The sequence below is a fragment of the Mediterraneibacter glycyrrhizinilyticus genome, from assembly GCF_015560805.1.
GTDB lineage: Bacteria > Bacillota > Clostridia > Lachnospirales > Lachnospiraceae > Schaedlerella > Schaedlerella glycyrrhizinilytica_A.
Window position 1 is genome coordinate 204,152 of sequence record NZ_JADMSO010000004.1, and the last position, 16,406, is coordinate 220,557.

Consider the following 16,406-nt stretch of genomic DNA (forward strand, 5'->3'; position numbering starts at 1 on the left):
TGTTACTACGAAATTATGCATTCCGCATTTTTCTTCCACACGATTATACATGAAAAAAGATGGACAGGCAATGCCAAAATCCATCTTTCCTACAAACTCTTTTTCAAGGAATCTAAAAATTTTTTAGATTTTTTCTTCACTGATCCGCACCATAACGAGCTCGTGGAGCGCACGTGTTGCACAGATATAATCCGCCTGACGATAGATCCCGCCGTCTTCCATTCCGCGGACTGCATAGACCTTATCGAACTCCAGTCCCTTTGCCAGATAGAATGTTGTCACTGTGATCCCTGTCTGGAACGCCGAACTGTCCCGATCGATATACGAGGGTTCCAGATCTCGTTTTCTTAGCAGCATATCGATATTTTGCGCCTGTTCTTCCGTCCGTGTCAGAACTGCGATCGTCTCATATTTCTCCAGATCATGTTCTGCGTAATGTGCGACCAGATCGGCGGCTTCTTCCATTTTGGAAAAAGAAATCTCTTCCACCGCAGATCCGTGACGCTCCAGTAATTCCGGTTCCCGGATCCCGATCAATGCTCCGGCATATCTTCCGATCTCCGCAGTATTACGATAACTTTTCTTCAATTCGATCTTTTTGATGTCACGCCCGAAGATCTTCGGAAGAAATTTCCAGACGTCCTGTTGTTTTTCTTCCATTGTCTGCGCGCGGTCTCCTAAAATCGTCATCCGACAGGAAAACAGATACGAAAGGATCGTATACTGCAGATAAGAATAATCCTGCATCTCATCGATCACAAGATGCTTGATCTTCTGCTGCTTTGCCCGTCCGGTAAGCCGGTATTTTAAGTACAGCATCGGGAAAACATCCTCGTATTCTATGATCCGTTTTTCCGGTGGAACATCCGGCAAGGCAGGATATCCGAGCCGTTCCATAAAGTCACTGTAAATCCGGTAAATATCCCGGGTCACATACATCCGGTCGAATTGTTCTTTTAAGGAGAACTGATCCTCTTCCGATATGGAGCGGTCGCGCAATGTCTCATATTCATCGACCACATATTCCATCACTGCATCCATTCGCATAAGCAGCGGCGTGTCCTGAAATTTGTAATAAAACAACTCCACGATCTCATGCTCGGATTTCTGCCAGTTTCGCAGTGAAACACCACGGATCTCCATCAATTCTTCTTCCAGTTCGACAAGATACCCCTCTGTCTCCGCAATATAAGAAGCGGACTGTTTCCACTCATAACGTTCTCTGCCGCAGGCATCCAACTGTTTTAGCTGCCGTTCCAGATGATGATAGCGGTCTTCGCAATCCGCAGCCGTATCCTGCAGTTCCCGGTATGCAAACAGATCAAAGCTCATCTCCCGGATATTTTCCTCGCCCAGTTCCGGCAGAATATGAGAAATATAATCAGAAAACACACCATTTGGAGACAGGATCAGAATATTGGAAGAATTAAGATGTTTCCGGTCATGATACAAAAGATAGGCGATCCGATGCAGGGCGACCGACGTTTTTCCGCTTCCGGCGCTTCCCTGTACGACAAGGATCTTATCTTTTGTATTCCGAATGATCGAATTTTGTTCCCGCTGGATCGTCTGCACGATATTTTTGAGTCGGACGTCTCCGTTTTCTCCCAGTTCCCGTTTTAAGATCTCATCATCGATCTTCATGTCACTTTCAAATGCATAAACCATCTTCCCATGTTTGACTTTATACTGCCATTTCGACTTGATCAGACCATCCATCTGCCCCGCCGGCGCAAGATAGGAAGCAGGACCTCCGTCATAATCGTAAAACAAACTGGAGACCGGTGCGCGCCAGTCGTAAATAAGCGGTACGCTTCCGGTCTTTTCAGCAAAATTCCCGATTCCGATATAGAAGATCTCCGCGTCGTCGTCCCCGTCATACTGAAAATCTACCCGACCAAAAAAAGGAGATTCCAGCATCCGCTGAAACCGCCGATATAAAAGCCTTGCCTCTCGATTCGCATTTTCCTGTTGGAGAAGCGCCTGCCGGTTGTCGAAATCTTCATATCCGTACTGATCCATCTCCGTATAATTTTCCCAGTAATAATCATGCATATTCTCGATTTCTTTTTGTCCCGCCGCAAGCGTCTCTTCTGTCTGTGCGATCCGTTCTTTGATCTTTTCCGTTACTTCCTGTAAAAAAATGCTGCCGTCTTCCATCCTCATAATTGCTGTCCTTTTCGTTTCAGTTTGTTCAACTCTTCTTTTTCTTCTTTACTCACCCTGTAAGATTCCCGGATTTTTTGTATAGACTTATTATGTGTAAAATCGTCCATCTGATTCTCGCAAAGAAATGCTTTTGTCTGTTCCGGAAATTTGACATAACAAACCGAAACGAGCCATGCTGCCGCCATTTTCACATAATATCCCTCGTGATGGATCGTATTACAAAGATCCAGGATCTCACGGATATGTGCTTCCTCTACATAATGTGCCAAAAGTGCCACCAATAAAAAGCGCAGTTCAAATTCGGAAGAACTGTCTTTATACTTTCGTATATAAGAAAACCAGAACTCCGGTTCTTTCTGCATAAACTTGAATCCCATCGTACAACTGTCGCAGATCCCCCAGCTTTGGATCTTCGGTACAAATTCATCCAGATAGCGGACTCTTTCCTCCCGACCAAGCTTCGCATATCCGATCACAAGTCCCTGTATCATGAGTTCTTCATAAAAGCTTTCCGCTCCGATCGTCTCCGCCGCTTCGTTTAAATACACCCGGCAGTCCGTTTTCGCGATTTCTTTTGCGATTTTCCGAAGAAGCGGAAGACGCACACCCAATATATGTTTGACTCCCGGCAGCAGATTTTCGTTGAACGCTTTATAATCATCCTCCGCCAGAGTTTGAAGTTGTTCTTTTACCTGTTCTGTTGTCATGTCATTTCTCCCGATTATTTTCTTCTCACTGCTGTTTTTCGGAGATTTTCTGCTTTCCGAATTGCTATTTTCGGATTTCAGAAAACCGCTTCCATACGGAAAACAACGTTCCGACCAAAAAGATCGCCAGCGCGATCATCCCTGCGATTTCCAATGTCTGGATCAGATAATAAATGCTCTGCTTCGTAGCACCTGCCATTACATAATACACGATCCGGTACATTCCCGCTCCCGGAACGGTCGGCAGGATCCCCGGGATCAGAAAGATCGTGACCGGCGCCCGGAAAACCCTTGCGAATGTATGTGAGAATAATGCGATCACAAGCGCAGATAAAAAGGACGCCAATACCACATTGAGTCCGAGATCCATACTGAACAGATAGACGCCGCCTCCGACTGCACCGACACATCCCGCATGAAGCAGATATTTCCGCGGACATTCCAGCAGGACGGCAAAACAGGCGATCGCCACAAAACTTCCGACGGTACCTAAAAGTAAATTCAAAACAGACCACCTCCCGGCTGTAAAATTCCGGTCAGTGCAAATCCGGTACCGACTCCGAGCGCAATGGCAGTCGCAGTCATAAACGCCTCCAGGATCCGGGCCGCACCTGACAGGTAATCGCCCTGCAGCGTATCACGGATCGCATAAGTGATCGCAACTCCAGGCACAAGAGGCATGATACTGCTGATGATCACGATGTCCATATCCACCATTGGTACAAGATCCTGCAAAAAAATAGCCGTCAATGCAATGCCGAATGCGGAAAATACATTCAATATAAATCCATTGATTTTTAAATATTTTCCGACCGTCATGATCAATGCCAGCGCAATACCGGCAAGCGCCGCCCCCGCGATCTCCGGGAAACCTCCCTGAAACAGCGGCGCAAATCCGGCACAGACAAAAATCGTAGCAAGATTATACGACATTCTGCGGTATTGCTTGCTGTGGATCTGTTTTAATTCTTCATATGCTTCGTCTAAAGTGATCTCCCCGGCGCAATAACTGCGTGAAACTGTATTGACCCGATCGATCCGGTTTAAATTCATCCCCCGCGCGTGGACCCGTTTGTTGACGGTGATCGGGTCGATGCCGGAATCATCCAGCGTCACAAAAATCCCGGTCATCAAAACGACTGTCTCCACCGTCTGGGCGTTGGATGTTTTTAGGATCCGGTTGATCGTATCTTCCACACGATATGTTTCCGCTCCGCTTTTCAACATCGTTTCCCCTGCAAGGATCGCAGTATTCATCAATAATTTGTAATCCATCATCGTTCGTTCCATTCCCCCGGCGCTCTCAGATTTTTTTCATGATAAAATACAGGACTTTTCCGGTATATAACGCCATAACTTCTTCGTATTCCGTCTTGGAGACATAACCGCCGCAGGACATCATATCATAAGTTGTACTGACTTCCCGTACTTTGTAGTCTAAGATCTCAAATCCGTTTTTCTGATAAAATGCCTTTCTTTTCACCCGCTGCGCATAATTTGCGGCCTGTTCATCCATTTCCTCAATGTTCAAGATGATCCGTTTGCCTGCATATTTTTTCTGTACCGCCTGCAGGACCGCACTTCCGTATCCTTTCCCGCGCACCGCATCCGAAATTGCAAGATATAACAGGATCACAACATCGCCCTGCATGGCGGCGCTGGCAAGACCGACAAATTTTCCATCATCCAACACTGCCAAAAAATCGATTTTATGCTGTTTTGCTTTTCGGTACAACAGAAAAAGAGGTACTTGTTCCAATATCGGAAACGCGCTTTTATATAACTGCTTTACTTCTTTCTGATATTTTGCCGCATCTGCAAATTGTATCTTCATCTTTCTTTTCTTTCATCTCCCGTTTTCACGAAAAATAAAAATCCCCCTGTATTTTCTTTATTTTTCCAGGAACAAAACGCCCAAAGTTCCCGGTCCGCAATGACTTGAGATCACGCCGCCTGCCCGTGTCACAATGATTTCATCAAACACGGATAAACTTTCCAAATATGCGCGTACTGCGTCGATCGTCGCCTCTTCGCATCCGGAATGGGTAATGAAGACTCTGCCTGGTCGTGCGTGTTTCAAGTCTGTTTCCATTTCTTTTGCGTAAGAGAGAAGCACCTTGTCCATCTTTCCACGGAATTTTTTCGTCGGGCGCATCACTCCGTCTTCCACGACGATCTTCGGATGCAGCTTTAATGCGCCTCCGGCCATCGCTGCCAGACCGCTGCATCGTCCGCCGCGATATAAATAAGTCAATGTGTCTACCACAAAACTTGCCCGCACTTTGGGTTTGAGCAGCTCGATCTTTGACGCGATCTCTTCCGCGTACTTTCCCTTCTTTGCCAAAATAGCCGCTTCGATCACAAGAAGACCGATTCCGGTTGAAAGATTTGCGGAATCGATCACAGTGACAAGTCCTTCCTGCCCCAGTTCTTCCGCTGCAAGCCGCATGACATTTCCGGATGTGGACATCTCACCGGAAATCGAAAAGCAGATCACTTCGCGTCCGGCGTCGGTGTAAGGACGGATCAGTTCCATCGCACGCTCCATGGACGGCGCCGATGTCTTCGGCGTCGTCTTATTGGCGTCGGACCATTGATAAATCTCATCCGGCGTCACGTTGATCCCGTCTTCACATTCCTGTTCGCCAAGGAGAATGTGCAGCGGCAATACAGAGATATCGTAACGTGTTAATAATTCTTTCGACAGATCACATGTACTGTCTGCAATAATTTTTACGGTCTTTGTTTCTGTCATGATTTTCACTCCTGTCATTTTATCTTTTTTTAATACGGATCTTACCAGCTTCCTCCGCCGCCTCCGCCGAAACCGCCGCCGGAAAATCCACCGGAAGAACCGCCAGATCCACCGAAAAATCCGCTGTTATTCCCGGTATTTCCGGTGGAAGACGCTGGTCTCGGTGTAGAGATCGTTGTCGCAGCCGAACGCAGATCTTCATGCATCATCCGATGCATCAGATAATAATCAAAATACGGGGAGGAACTTCTCGTCTCATACCAGTCCGGCGCAGGCAGGGAAAGATCCCGCATCTTATCCAACAGAAGATCGGTCAGTCCGAATACATAAGCAAACGGCAGAATATGATAAAACAAGTGCGGCGATTGCTCCGCGATCACTTTCATACGCTCCAGCTCCGCTGTTTCAATAAAGTCCCGAAGTCCTGCCAGATATCCCATCCACTCAACACACTGTTCCGTCCGTTTCTTCATAAATCCGGTTAATACCATACCTGCACATGACACGAGCGCTGCCGAAAGGATTCCCGGAAATAAATTCAGGATCGTTCCGCGCAGCATTCCGATCCCATATACAAATACAAATGCCAATACCGACGTCACACTCATCGCAACCGAAACACTCCCGAGCACGAGCCGCGGATTCTTCGCTTTTGAATACCAGAAATCCACGGTCCTTGCGAACAAGATCACACCGATCAGATACAAAACAGGCAGCAGAAACACAAGCATATTTGTAAACGTAAAACAGAACAGGAAACCTGACAATATGAACACCGGAATGCAGGTCAGGATCATCGTTGCCGCTCTGGCGCATCTGGATGCCTTCGTGTAAACCTGATGCGAATAACAGTCCGCAACTTCCGCTTTTACAGTCGTAAATGTCGCTGCCATTTTATGTTTCAATTTGGATACAAGCACTTCATCCCCGATATTCGGCGCATATTTTCCAAAGATACCGTCGAAAAACGTCCGGGCATACTTGGGAGCATCCTCCGGAAGTTCTTTCATCTTTGTCAGTGCCAGCGTCTTGCTTTTTGTTTCCCGGATCCGGATATATCCCTGATCCGCCCAGAACAGCAGCAGGGACATCGCATCCGTATCGGATACATTTCCATCTACAATATATCCCACTGCGGCGCTGTCCAACCCCTGCGGCGGATGGAACTGTACCGACGGGATGATCCTTTTGTCACGTCCAAAACCGTAAAAAAGAAGCAGTAATATCAAAAGCACAGCCGCATTGATCCCGAGCAAAATTCCGTTGATCCCGCCGGTCGTATGAAGACTCTGAAAATATCCCTCTTCCATCGGAACAAAAAACGTCATCCCGGTTCCAACCGGAAGCGATTCGCGCAGCGTGCCGGACACGGTATTTCCGTCCCAGCTTAAATCTACGAGATCGGTGCCGTCCATCCGCTCTCCGTAGGCGCCGTAATAAATCTGAAAATTGTCTTTGTCAAAATCTTTCGGAAATGAGATCGTAAAGCTGCTTCCCGCCGGAATCTCATTTTGCCAGCCGGTCGGGAAGATATTATAATATACATTCGGATAGCCCTTGCTTGTGATCGGCGTTACTTCATACTGAAAATCATAGTCCTGAGCTCCCCATACCTGCTCGTCTTCCGATCCAAAACGAAAGACTTTATTTCCGTTGTCAGAACTCACATCCAGCGGCTCATCGGATGCGACCTTATCAAAAGATGCATAATACGGGATTTCCGAAAGTGTACCGTCTTCCTGAAGTTCCGTTATCACGCCCTTTTGTGGAATATAACGATAAATACCGTGCCGCGCGTTTGAGAAATCCACCTCGATCCGTTCCGACACAAGATAAGAATGATCTTCCCGGATTTCGATTTCCGTATGATAATCCTGCGTCGTCATATTCCGGTCTTCGACTACCTGCGTCTGTGTCCCGTCTGTTGAAAAAAGACGGCTTACAATCCCGAAATTCCCGGCGATCAAGAAAAATAAAATCCAAATAACGATTGTAAAAACACTGCTTTTATTCTTTATCCTCATATCCCCACTCCTGTCAGAATGATACATTGACCTTTTCCCGCTCTTCCCTGCTGTTCACTTCATACAGCGGCATCCGTTCAAAATGAAAGATCCCGGCGATCAGACTGCCCGGAAACATCTCCGCCTTTGTATTAAACTGATTCACGATCCCGTTATAATACCGTCTTGCCCCCGCGATTTCCTCTTCGATCCGCGCAAGCTGTTCCTGTAATTGTATAAAATTTTCACTTGCCTTTAAATCCGGATAGTTTTCGGAAAGTGCGAACAATGAGTGGAGACTTCCCGAAAATACATTGTCCTTTTCAATCCGCTCTTTGTGAGATGCCGCGTTCATCGCACGGTTTCTCGCTTGGATCACCCGCTCCAGAGTCTCCGATTCATATTTCGCATATCCTTTCACGGTCTCCACATAATTCGGGATCAGATCATACCGCTTTTTCAGCGAAATGTCCAGTGCGGAAAACGCCTCTTCCGTCTTGTTCCGCAGTTTGACAAATCCGTTATACGATCCGATCACCCAGATCAGGATTCCGAGTACGATCAGCAGAATGATCCCCACTGCCGCCAGTAATATTGCTCCGATACTCATAACCATCTCTCCTTCCGCTCTTTTAAAGATCCGGTACGAAAAAAGACAGTACCGCGACGATATGCCACGGTAACTGTCAAAAGTAATTCTCTGCCTTTCTCCGTTGCCATGCACGCGTAAAAACCGAATACGATCAGCGTCGAATACAAAGGAGAACCTCTCCTTTGTACACCGACATTGTCATTTTATTATACATGACTTGCACGGCAAATACAATTATTTCCGTCGGATTTCTGAACCGACTGCGCCAGCTACAATGATCACTGCGCCGAGGAGCTGCAGCAGCGTCATATGTTCATTGAAGATAAGAAATCCAACCAGCGTTCCCACCACAACTTCCAGCGCGGAAAGAATACTCGTTGTCGTCGCTTCCACATACTGCGTGGATTTGACACAGGAGACATTGGCGACCATCGTACACAAGATTCCGATCCCGAACAGATTCCAGATCAATGTTCCGACCGGCGTACCGCTCATATGACCTGCAACGGAAGAAAAATCGATTCCGAACATCAGCACAACAGCCGCGCCCAAAAATCCGTAGACAAGAAGCGTATCTCTCTCATAATCCTTGGCAAAATATTTCGGGAGCAGGATCTGCAGCGCAACACCGATCCCGTTGACGACACCTGCGAGAATACCGATCCCATCCAGCTTTACATTTCCGCCGCCGATCAGATTGGAGACAAGAACCGCTCCGATCAGACAAATGAAAATCGTGATCATCTTGTTTTTTTCCAGTTTTTCTCCAAACATGAAACGACCGAGGATCGCAACCCAGATGGGACTCATAAACATCAGCACCGTAGCCACACCCACGGGGATCCTGGAAACGGATACACTGTAACTTACAAAACTGATGCTGTATGCCACCGCGCCGTAGATCAGACAGATCACAAGTACTTTGAGGTCGATTTTTAATGCGGATGGTTTCGTAAAAAGCAAAAACAAAAAGTAAGCTCCGCCAGCCAGCGCACAGCGGAAAAAGGAAATCTCCAGATTTGTAAACTGATACTGGGACAGAGATCTTACAAAAATCCCCATGATTCCCCACATCACCGCGGTAATGACGGCAAGGCTGATCCCTTTGGCACGATTACTCATGATCTGTTTCTCCGTTTCTGTAAATTACTTCATTTTCTTTGATCGTCATCCTCACTTTGATCTGATCGAGCTGTTCTTTCGGAACTTCCAGTGGATTTTGATCCAGCACAACAAAGTCCGCATATTTTCCGCATGCGATGCTTCCTTTTTCCTGTTCCTCAAAATACTGATATGCCGCATAGATCGTAATGGCTTTTAACGCATCCAGTACGGAAATCCTCTGCTCTTCTCCGATCGTTCTTCCCGCTCTTGAAATCCGGTTTACCGCACTCCATACTGTCCGCATCATATCCGGCGGAATGACCGGTGTGTCCTGATGGAACGTATATTTCATTCCAAGATCAATGGCATCTTTCACCGGTGAGATCCGGCTTCCCCGTCTCTCTCCGAAATTCTGTAAATGGATGTCACCCCAATAATACGTATGTGCCACAAAAAAGCTGGGGATCATTCCGATCGCTGCCATCCGCTGCAGCTGGTCTTTCCGGACAAGCTGTGCATGTACCATGACCGCACGGTGCAGATTGGTTGTTCCGGTTTCCGCTAATACACGTTCAAACTGCGTAATATACTGTTCGGCAGCGGCATCGCCGTTGCAGTGCGCAAGCAACTGTTGTTTTTTCTCAAGGGCAAGTTCGATATATCCGCGCAGCGCTTCATCCGTATGGATCGGATATCCGCAGTAAGCATTGTCGCCCTCATATGGTTCACTCATCCAGGCAGTCCGTCCCTGCGGCGATCCGTCCAGGAACACTTTGTATCCTCCCAGTTTGAAGTGATCCTTATACCGGTTCGCATAATCACGTTCTTCCTCCGGCAGATCCGCCGCGGTCATAATGTCCGCATATCCGACCACATCCAATTTTAAAAGACCGTTTGAGGAAGCATATTTCAGAAGCTGGAACAACGGTTTTGCGACCATGCCGTCCTGAACGGTCGTAATTCCGTAACTTGCATACATCTTCTGCGCTTCCCCGATCAAATACATCAGTTCTTCCATGGAAGTCATCGGCAAATGTGCCTGAAATTCAATAAACGCCTTTTCTTCCATATATCCATTCGGTATCTGCGTGTTTTCTACTCTTCCATATTTTCCTCCTGCACAGTCTTCGGTATGTTCGTCAATCTGAGCGATCTTTAGACCTCTGCTGTTGGTCACACCCATATGGGACGATGCATGGATCAGAAGAACCGGATTCGTCCGGCTGATCTCATCCAAAACGTACCGGTCCGGATGGCGCTTTTCTTTTAGGAAATTCTGGTCATAATTACAGCCGATGATCCAGCTGTCCTCCGTCAGCTTTCTTTTTTGCGCAAATGCTTTCATCGTATCTATGATTTCCGCAAAACTTCCGCAGCCGGACAGATCACACTGCGTCATCGCATTCGCCGCCCCGACAAAATGAGAATGCGCGTCGATAAATCCAGGCAGCATCGTCTTTCCCTTAAGATCGATCATCTGATCTCCATCTTTCTTATACTGCATGACGTCATCGAAGCTGCCAACCGCCAGGATCCGACCGTTTTCCACACAGACAGCTTCCGCATACAAGGAAGCGTCTTCCATGGTGAGGATTGTTCCGTTATAATAAAAAGTTTTCATCGTGTCCCTCCTTTGTTCTCTCTTCTTATTTGTGGTAAGGCTCGCTGAAATTGATCCGATAACTTCGATAAATCTGTTCCAGAAGAATCACGCGCATCAACTGATGGGGAAATGTCATTTTGGAAAAACTCAACGCAAAATCCGAACGTTTCAGCACCGCTTCCCCGAGACCGATGGAACCGCCGATCACAAATGTGATGTGGCTTTTCCCCTGGATCCCAAGCTGATCGATCTTCGATGCAAGTTCTTCGGAGGAGAGCATTTTCCCTTGGATTTCCAATGTGACCACATAGGAATCTTCTTTGATATATTTCATAATACGTTCCGCTTCTTTTGTACGGATCCCATTTTCTACAACCTTGCTTGCCTGATCCGGTGTCTTCTCATCCGCCACCTCAATGATCTCCAACTTACAGTATTTACTCAAGCGCTTGCTGTATTCGGCAATCGCATCTTTTAAATACTTTTCTTTGATTTTCCCTACTGTGATCAATGAAATCTTCATTTGTCTTACATCCTTTTTCTTATTGTGCGGCTGCCTTTTTGCGTTCTCCTGCAAAAAGATCGATAAAACGATGAAAACCTTTATAGAACACCTGACCGTAAATACTTCCGCAAATATTATGTACGATCCTGAAAATGATCGCTCCCTCCAGACCGATCACACCGGTAGCAACCGCCATCGCTCCGAGCGAATTAAAGACAGACTGCCATCCGTATGTCGCAGAAAGACCCACACCGATTCCGCCGATGATCCCCGCATAGGACAAAAAGGAGGGCGGAAGAAGCATATAAAGTACAAGGAAAAGAATCCCTCCGAAAATATTTCCCGGGATACGCCCTTGGGAACGGATCTTGGAATCTTTCTCAAACGGAAGCATCACGGACATCACTGCGATTCCCGCCCACATTGAACGAGGCAGTTTAAAAATTTCCACAAAAAACATCATCGTCGCAACTCCAAACGTCATCGCAAGCTGCCATCTTGTCCTTGAAGAATGAATGTTAAATTCCTTGAAAATACGATCCAAATCCCTCTTATACACCCGATTCTTATGTCCTCTGTAAAAAACGACTGCCGTCAATATCCCGCCGATCAAAAGCCCCAGAAGTCTCATGGAAAATGCTTTCGTGCCGTTCACATCATATCCATAAAGAAGCAGATATCCCAAAACGACGGTGGAATGATTGGACATCAAAATGTTGTGACAGCTTAAAAATGCCAGCACAAAGATACAGCCGATATTTACGAGCATTCCGCCAAATGGTCCAAAGAAATTCGCAGCCCTCGGACCAAACATCATGATCGCGAACACAACGCCGATGACTTCCAGGGAATGCCGCATACAGATACCAAAATCCGCATTTTTAAATACCATTAAAAACAGAAGTACGACTACGCCGACAATACTGTTTTCATCACCGAATACTTTCCCGTACAACATCACAAAACACATACAGAAGATCATCGTAATTGCAATTTTGCACATATAAATGCATGTATGATGCAGCTTCTCCCTGCGTCCTGCCGCATTTTTGATCACCGCCTTGGATCCCGCCTGATTTAATTGCAATTCCTGATAAAATGTCATAAAATCTTCCTTTCTTTTCGTGTTTTTTAGTGACCCGAAGCGAATACTTTTTAACCAGTGAAAGTGTTCGCTTTGGGTAAGCAATGAGGCATTATACCATCGGCACGGATGTTTGTCAATGAAAGAAAAAACAGAGGCCTGAAGCTTCTAAAATAACTTTCTGCCCTCTGTTTTTCATGCGTATTCTCTTATTTTATTTATCACGCAGATATTCATCGATTCCTTTTGCCGCCGCTTTTCCGGCGCCCATTGCAAGAATAACCGTTGCAGCGCCTGTCACGGCGTCTCCGCCTGCATAAACGCCCTCTTTGGAAGTCTTTCCGCTTTCTTCATCTGCTACGATACATTTCCACTTGTTGATCTCAAGTCCCTCTGTCGTAGAAGAGATCAGCGGGTTCGGGGATGTACCAAGCGACATGATCACGGTATCCACGTCGATCACAAATTCAGATCCCGGAACTTCTACCGGACGTCTTCTTCCGGATGCATCCGGTTCGCCCAATTCCATCTTGATCACTTTCATTCCTGTGACATTTCCCTTGTCGTCTACAAGAATCTCTTTTGGATTTGTCAGCAGATCAAAAATGATACCCTCTTCTTTTGCGTGATGTACTTCCTCCACTCTGGCCGGAAGTTCTTCTTCGCTTCGACGATATACGATATGTACCTCAGCGCCGAGACGGAGCGCTGTTCTTGCGGCATCCATCGCAACGTTACCGCCACCGACTACCGCTACCTTTGTTCCGGCGCAGATCGGTGTATCATAATTATCATCAAACGCTTTCATCAGGTTGCTTCTTGTCAGGTATTCATTTGCAGAAAATACACCGTTGGCATTCTCGCCCGGGATTCCCATAAATTTCGGAAGACCTGCTCCTGATCCGATAAATACAGCTTCAAATCCCTCTTCCTCGATCAGCTGATCGATCGTTGTAGATTTGCCGATCACAACGTTTGTCTCAAATTTAACACCAAGTTCTTTGACTTTCTCAATTTCTTTTGCAACAACTTTCTGCTTCGGCAGACGGAATTCCGGGATACCGTATACGAGAACACCGCCAAGCTCATGAAGCGCTTCAAATACTGTCACTTCATAACCAAGCTTTGCAAGATCTCCGGCGCAAGTCAGTCCCGACGGACCGGAACCGATCACTGCAACTTTATGCCCGTTGGTCTTCTCTGCGCCGACCGGTTTGATATCATGTTCCAGCGCATAATCTGCAACGAAACGCTCCAGCTTACCGATGGAGATCGGCTCGCCCTTGATTCCGCGGATGCACTGCCCCTCACACTGGGATTCCTGCGGGCATACACGTCCGCAAATAGCCGGAAGCGCGCTTGCCTGTCCGATCACTTTGTAGGCTTCCTCGATATTTCCATCTTTTACTTCTTTGATAAATCCCGGAATATTGATCGCAACCGGACATCCCTGAATACATTTCGCATTTTTACAATTGATGCATCTGGCTGCCTCTTCCATCGCTTCTTCCTGATTATATCCAAGACAAACTTCTTCAAAGTTTGCTGCTCGTACTTTCGGATCCTGTTCTCTTACAGGCACTTTCTTTAATACATCTGCCATTAGTTGTCACCTCCGCAATTTCCACATCCGCCGTGGTGTGTGTCACCCTCCTGCAGTTTCAGCATTGCGCGTCCCTCTGCAGTCTTATATGTCTGTGCTCTCTTCATTGCCTGATCAAAATCTACAAGGTGACCATCAAATTCCGGTCCGTCCACACAGGCAAATTTGATCTCATCGCCAACCTGAAGACGGCAGGCGCCGCACATTCCGGTTCCGTCTACCATGATCGGGTTCATGCTGACGATCGTCGGGATCTCCAGTTTCTTTGTCAGCAGACAGACGAATTTCATCATGATCATCGGTCCGATCGCAACGCATACGTCATATTTCTTGCCTTCATTCTGAACAAGGTCTTCCACAACAGCCGTTACCATACCGGATCTTCCGTAAGAGCCGTCATCCGTTGTCACATACAGATTTCCGGCAACTGCTTCCAGTTCTTTCTCGAGGATCACCATATCTTTTGTTTTGGCGCCAAGCACGACGTCTGCTTCGATTCCATGCTCGTGAAGCCATTTCACCTGTGGGTATACCGGTGCAGCGCCGACACCCCCGGCAACAAACAGCATTTTTTTCTTCTTCAGAGATGCAAGAGCCTCTGCCACAAATTCAGAAGCGCATCCGAGCGGTCCAACAAAATCACGGAAACTGTCGCCCTCTTTTAACGCCGACATCTTCACGGTGGAAGCTCCTACTTCCTGGAATACGATCGTGATCGTTCCTGCCTCTCGGTCATAATCGCAGATTGTAAGCGGAATCCGTTCCCCCTTATCATCCATCTTTACGATCACAAACTGTCCCGGCTGACAATGCTTTGCAACACGTGGTGCATGAACATCCATAAGAAAAATCTTATCAGCCAGCTTCTCTGCTTTTAAAATCTTATACATGATCTTCCTCCTTGTATTCATATACGCCCTCTCATTTGGATTCTGCTTTTACAGAAAACCGGTGCAAGAGCCTCTCTTCTGATATAATACGATATTCCCCTCTTATAAGCAAGTAGTCTTTTTCAGGAAATCATCAGAAAAAGGACAGATACCTTTCAGTACCTGTCCCTCAAGTTTCCGTCCGGAATTAGAAATCAACTTCTGTTCCGTAGTAAATACATGTGAACAGTTTCTCCATTGTAGCCGGATCGATCGCACGCGGATTGGATCCTGTACATGCATCTCCAACGGCAAGTTCGGAGATCTTTGCAATCTTCTCTTTGAACTCGTCTTCATTGATACCGAATTCTTTCAATGTCTTCGGAATGTTCAACTGTACATTAAAGTCGTCGATCTTCTCGCACAGGCTGTTGATCAGTGCTTTTTCAGAAGCGCCCGGAAGTCCGACTTTTCTTGCGATCTCAGCGTACCGTTTTGCAGCTACCGGATCTTTTGCATTGTATTTGATAACATATGGCAGATACATTGCGTTTGCACATCCATGTGTGATATGACCGGTTGAGAACGCTGCGCCTGTCTTATGAGCCATGGAATGAACGATACCAAGCAGGGCATTGGAAAATGCCATTCCTGCCAGACACTGTGCGTCATGCATATGTGCTCTTGCATCCATATTGCCTCTGAAAGAAGCCGGCAGATAATCAAATACCATCTCGATCGCCTGAATTGCCAGCGGATCCGTATATGCACAGTTCAATGTAGATACATAAGCCTCGATCGCATGTGTCAACGCATCCATACCTGTATATGCAACCTGTTTTGCCGGAAGTCCCTCTACCAGTTCGGAATCTACGATCGCAACATCCGGTGTGATATTAAAATCAGCCAGCGGATATTTTACGCCGGTCTCATAGTTTGTGATAACAGAGAATGCTGTTACTTCTGTTGCAGTACCGGATGTAGACGGGATCGCACAGAATTTTGCTTTCTGTCTTAATTCCGGGAAGTTAAACGGAATGCAGAGTTCCTCAAATGTAACATCCGGATATTCATAGAATGCCCACATTGCTTTTGCGGCATCGATCGGGGATCCACCACCCATAGATACGATCCAATCCGGTTCAAACTTGCGCATCGCTTCCGCGCCTCTCATAACAGTCTCAACAGACGGATCCGGTTCAACACCCTCGAACAGTTCTACTTCCATGCCTGCCTCTTTCAGGTAATTCACCGCTTTATCAAGGAATCCCTGACGCTTCATGGAACCACCGCCAACTACGAGGATCGCTTTTTTTCCTTTCAGATTTTTCAGTTCTTCCAGACATCCTTTACCGTGATAAATGTCTCTTGGTAATGTAAATCTTCCCATCGCAATACATCTCCTTGTATAT

15 protein-coding genes are annotated in these 16,406 nt (G+C 46.7%); all 15 read right to left on the bottom strand.

Annotated features, from left to right (window positions below; all coding sequences use genetic code 11):
• Positions 1-123 precede the first annotated feature (123 nt).
• The 15 genes from I2H87_RS06145 to I2H87_RS06215 all read right to left on the bottom strand — a co-directional run bounded on the left by I2H87_RS06145 (position 124) and on the right by I2H87_RS06215 (position 16,384).
• Positions 124-2,166, bottom strand: coding sequence for a HelD family protein (locus I2H87_RS06145; protein WP_117550104.1), 2,043 nt, complete (start codon positions 2,164-2,166; stop codon positions 124-126).
• Positions 2,163-2,876, bottom strand: a complete 714-nt coding sequence (locus tag I2H87_RS06150) for a DNA alkylation repair protein (protein ID WP_117550102.1) — start codon at positions 2,874-2,876, stop codon at positions 2,163-2,165. Before I2H87_RS06150 ends, I2H87_RS06145 begins: the two co-directional genes overlap by 4 nt.
• A 64-nt stretch (positions 2,877-2,940) precedes the next feature.
• Complete coding sequence (locus tag I2H87_RS06155; RefSeq protein WP_009266213.1) at positions 2,941-3,381, bottom strand: threonine/serine exporter family protein; 441 nt, start codon at positions 3,379-3,381, stop codon at positions 2,941-2,943.
• Positions 3,378-4,166: a threonine/serine exporter family protein gene (locus I2H87_RS06160; RefSeq protein WP_022151607.1), complete on the bottom strand. Its 789-nt coding sequence runs from the start codon at positions 4,164-4,166 to the stop codon at positions 3,378-3,380. Before I2H87_RS06160 ends, I2H87_RS06155 begins: the two co-directional genes overlap by 4 nt.
• Positions 4,167-4,179: 13 nt before the next feature.
• Entirely contained in the window at positions 4,180-4,710 is a 531-nt protein-coding gene (locus I2H87_RS06165; protein ID WP_022151606.1) for a GNAT family N-acetyltransferase, read from the bottom strand.
• Between the two features lie 57 nt (positions 4,711-4,767).
• Positions 4,768-5,631 (bottom strand): DegV family protein, encoded by an 864-nt coding sequence (locus I2H87_RS06170; protein WP_195609532.1) that lies wholly within the window; start codon positions 5,629-5,631, stop codon positions 4,768-4,770.
• A gap of 41 nt (positions 5,632-5,672) precedes the next feature.
• On the bottom strand, positions 5,673-7,655 hold the full coding sequence (locus tag I2H87_RS06175) for a DUF2207 domain-containing protein (protein WP_195609533.1): 1,983 nt from the start codon (positions 7,653-7,655) through the stop codon (positions 5,673-5,675).
• Positions 7,656-7,668: 13 nt separating this feature from the next.
• Positions 7,669-8,244 (bottom strand): LemA family protein, encoded by a 576-nt coding sequence (locus tag I2H87_RS06180; protein ID WP_054704667.1) that lies wholly within the window; start codon positions 8,242-8,244, stop codon positions 7,669-7,671.
• A gap of 216 nt (positions 8,245-8,460) precedes the next feature.
• Positions 8,461-9,348 (bottom strand): DMT family transporter, encoded by an 888-nt coding sequence (locus tag I2H87_RS06185; RefSeq protein WP_022151366.1) that lies wholly within the window; start codon positions 9,346-9,348, stop codon positions 8,461-8,463.
• On the bottom strand, positions 9,341-10,951 hold the full coding sequence (locus I2H87_RS06190; RefSeq protein ID WP_117550094.1) for an amidohydrolase: 1,611 nt from the start codon (positions 10,949-10,951) through the stop codon (positions 9,341-9,343). The genes I2H87_RS06185 and I2H87_RS06190 overlap by 8 nt, the downstream gene beginning before the upstream one ends.
• A gap of 25 nt (positions 10,952-10,976) precedes the next feature.
• The gene (rlmH, locus tag I2H87_RS06195; protein ID WP_022152502.1) at positions 10,977-11,456 is read right to left on the bottom strand and encodes a 23S rRNA (pseudouridine(1915)-N(3))-methyltransferase RlmH; all 480 of its coding nucleotides are present in this window, start codon (positions 11,454-11,456) and stop codon (positions 10,977-10,979) included.
• 19 nt (positions 11,457-11,475) lie between these two features.
• The gene (locus tag I2H87_RS06200) at positions 11,476-12,543 is read right to left on the bottom strand and encodes an FUSC family protein (RefSeq protein WP_195609534.1); all 1,068 of its coding nucleotides are present in this window, start codon (positions 12,541-12,543) and stop codon (positions 11,476-11,478) included.
• A 193-nt stretch (positions 12,544-12,736) separates the two neighbouring features.
• Complete coding sequence (gene gltA / locus I2H87_RS06205) at positions 12,737-14,125, bottom strand: NADPH-dependent glutamate synthase (RefSeq protein WP_009266202.1); 1,389 nt, start codon at positions 14,123-14,125, stop codon at positions 12,737-12,739.
• Positions 14,125-15,015 carry a sulfide/dihydroorotate dehydrogenase-like FAD/NAD-binding protein gene (locus I2H87_RS06210; protein ID WP_195609535.1) on the bottom strand — a complete coding sequence of 297 codons (891 nt, stop codon included), beginning with the start codon at positions 15,013-15,015 and terminating at the stop codon, positions 14,125-14,127. Before I2H87_RS06210 ends, gltA begins: the two co-directional genes overlap by 1 nt.
• A gap of 187 nt (positions 15,016-15,202) precedes the next feature.
• The gene (locus tag I2H87_RS06215; protein ID WP_117550088.1) at positions 15,203-16,384 is read right to left on the bottom strand and encodes an iron-containing alcohol dehydrogenase; all 1,182 of its coding nucleotides are present in this window, start codon (positions 16,382-16,384) and stop codon (positions 15,203-15,205) included.
• Positions 16,385-16,406 lie beyond the last annotated feature (22 nt).

Bases quoted from the DNA above. Each gene is read 5' to 3' on its own strand.
- I2H87_RS06160 (WP_022151607.1), bottom strand. From the start codon at position 4,166: ATGGAACGAACGATGATGGATTACAAATTATTGATGAATACTGCGATC.
- I2H87_RS06175 (WP_195609533.1), bottom strand. From the start codon at position 7,655: ATGAGGATAAAGAATAAAAGCAGTGTTTTTACAATCGTTATTTGGATT.
- gltA (WP_009266202.1), bottom strand. From the start codon at position 14,125: ATGGCAGATGTATTAAAGAAAGTGCCTGTAAGAGAACAGGATCCGAAA.
- rlmH (WP_022152502.1), bottom strand. From the start codon at position 11,456: ATGAAGATTTCATTGATCACAGTAGGGAAAATCAAAGAAAAGTATTTA.
- I2H87_RS06210 (WP_195609535.1), bottom strand. From the start codon at position 15,015: ATGTATAAGATTTTAAAAGCAGAGAAGCTGGCTGATAAGATTTTTCTT.
- I2H87_RS06165 (WP_022151606.1), bottom strand. From the start codon at position 4,710: ATGAAGATACAATTTGCAGATGCGGCAAAATATCAGAAAGAAGTAAAG.
- I2H87_RS06145 (WP_117550104.1), bottom strand. From the start codon at position 2,166: ATGAGGATGGAAGACGGCAGCATTTTTTTACAGGAAGTAACGGAAAAG.
- I2H87_RS06170 (WP_195609532.1), bottom strand. From the start codon at position 5,631: ATGACAGAAACAAAGACCGTAAAAATTATTGCAGACAGTACATGTGAT.
- I2H87_RS06150 (WP_117550102.1), bottom strand. From the start codon at position 2,876: ATGACAACAGAACAGGTAAAAGAACAACTTCAAACTCTGGCGGAGGAT.
- I2H87_RS06180 (WP_054704667.1), bottom strand. From the start codon at position 8,244: ATGAGTATCGGAGCAATATTACTGGCGGCAGTGGGGATCATTCTGCTG.
- I2H87_RS06215 (WP_117550088.1), bottom strand. From the start codon at position 16,384: ATGGGAAGATTTACATTACCAAGAGACATTTATCACGGTAAAGGATGT.
- I2H87_RS06200 (WP_195609534.1), bottom strand. From the start codon at position 12,543: ATGACATTTTATCAGGAATTGCAATTAAATCAGGCGGGATCCAAGGCG.
- I2H87_RS06190 (WP_117550094.1), bottom strand. From the start codon at position 10,951: ATGAAAACTTTTTATTATAACGGAACAATCCTCACCATGGAAGACGCT.
- I2H87_RS06185 (WP_022151366.1), bottom strand. From the start codon at position 9,348: ATGAGTAATCGTGCCAAAGGGATCAGCCTTGCCGTCATTACCGCGGTG.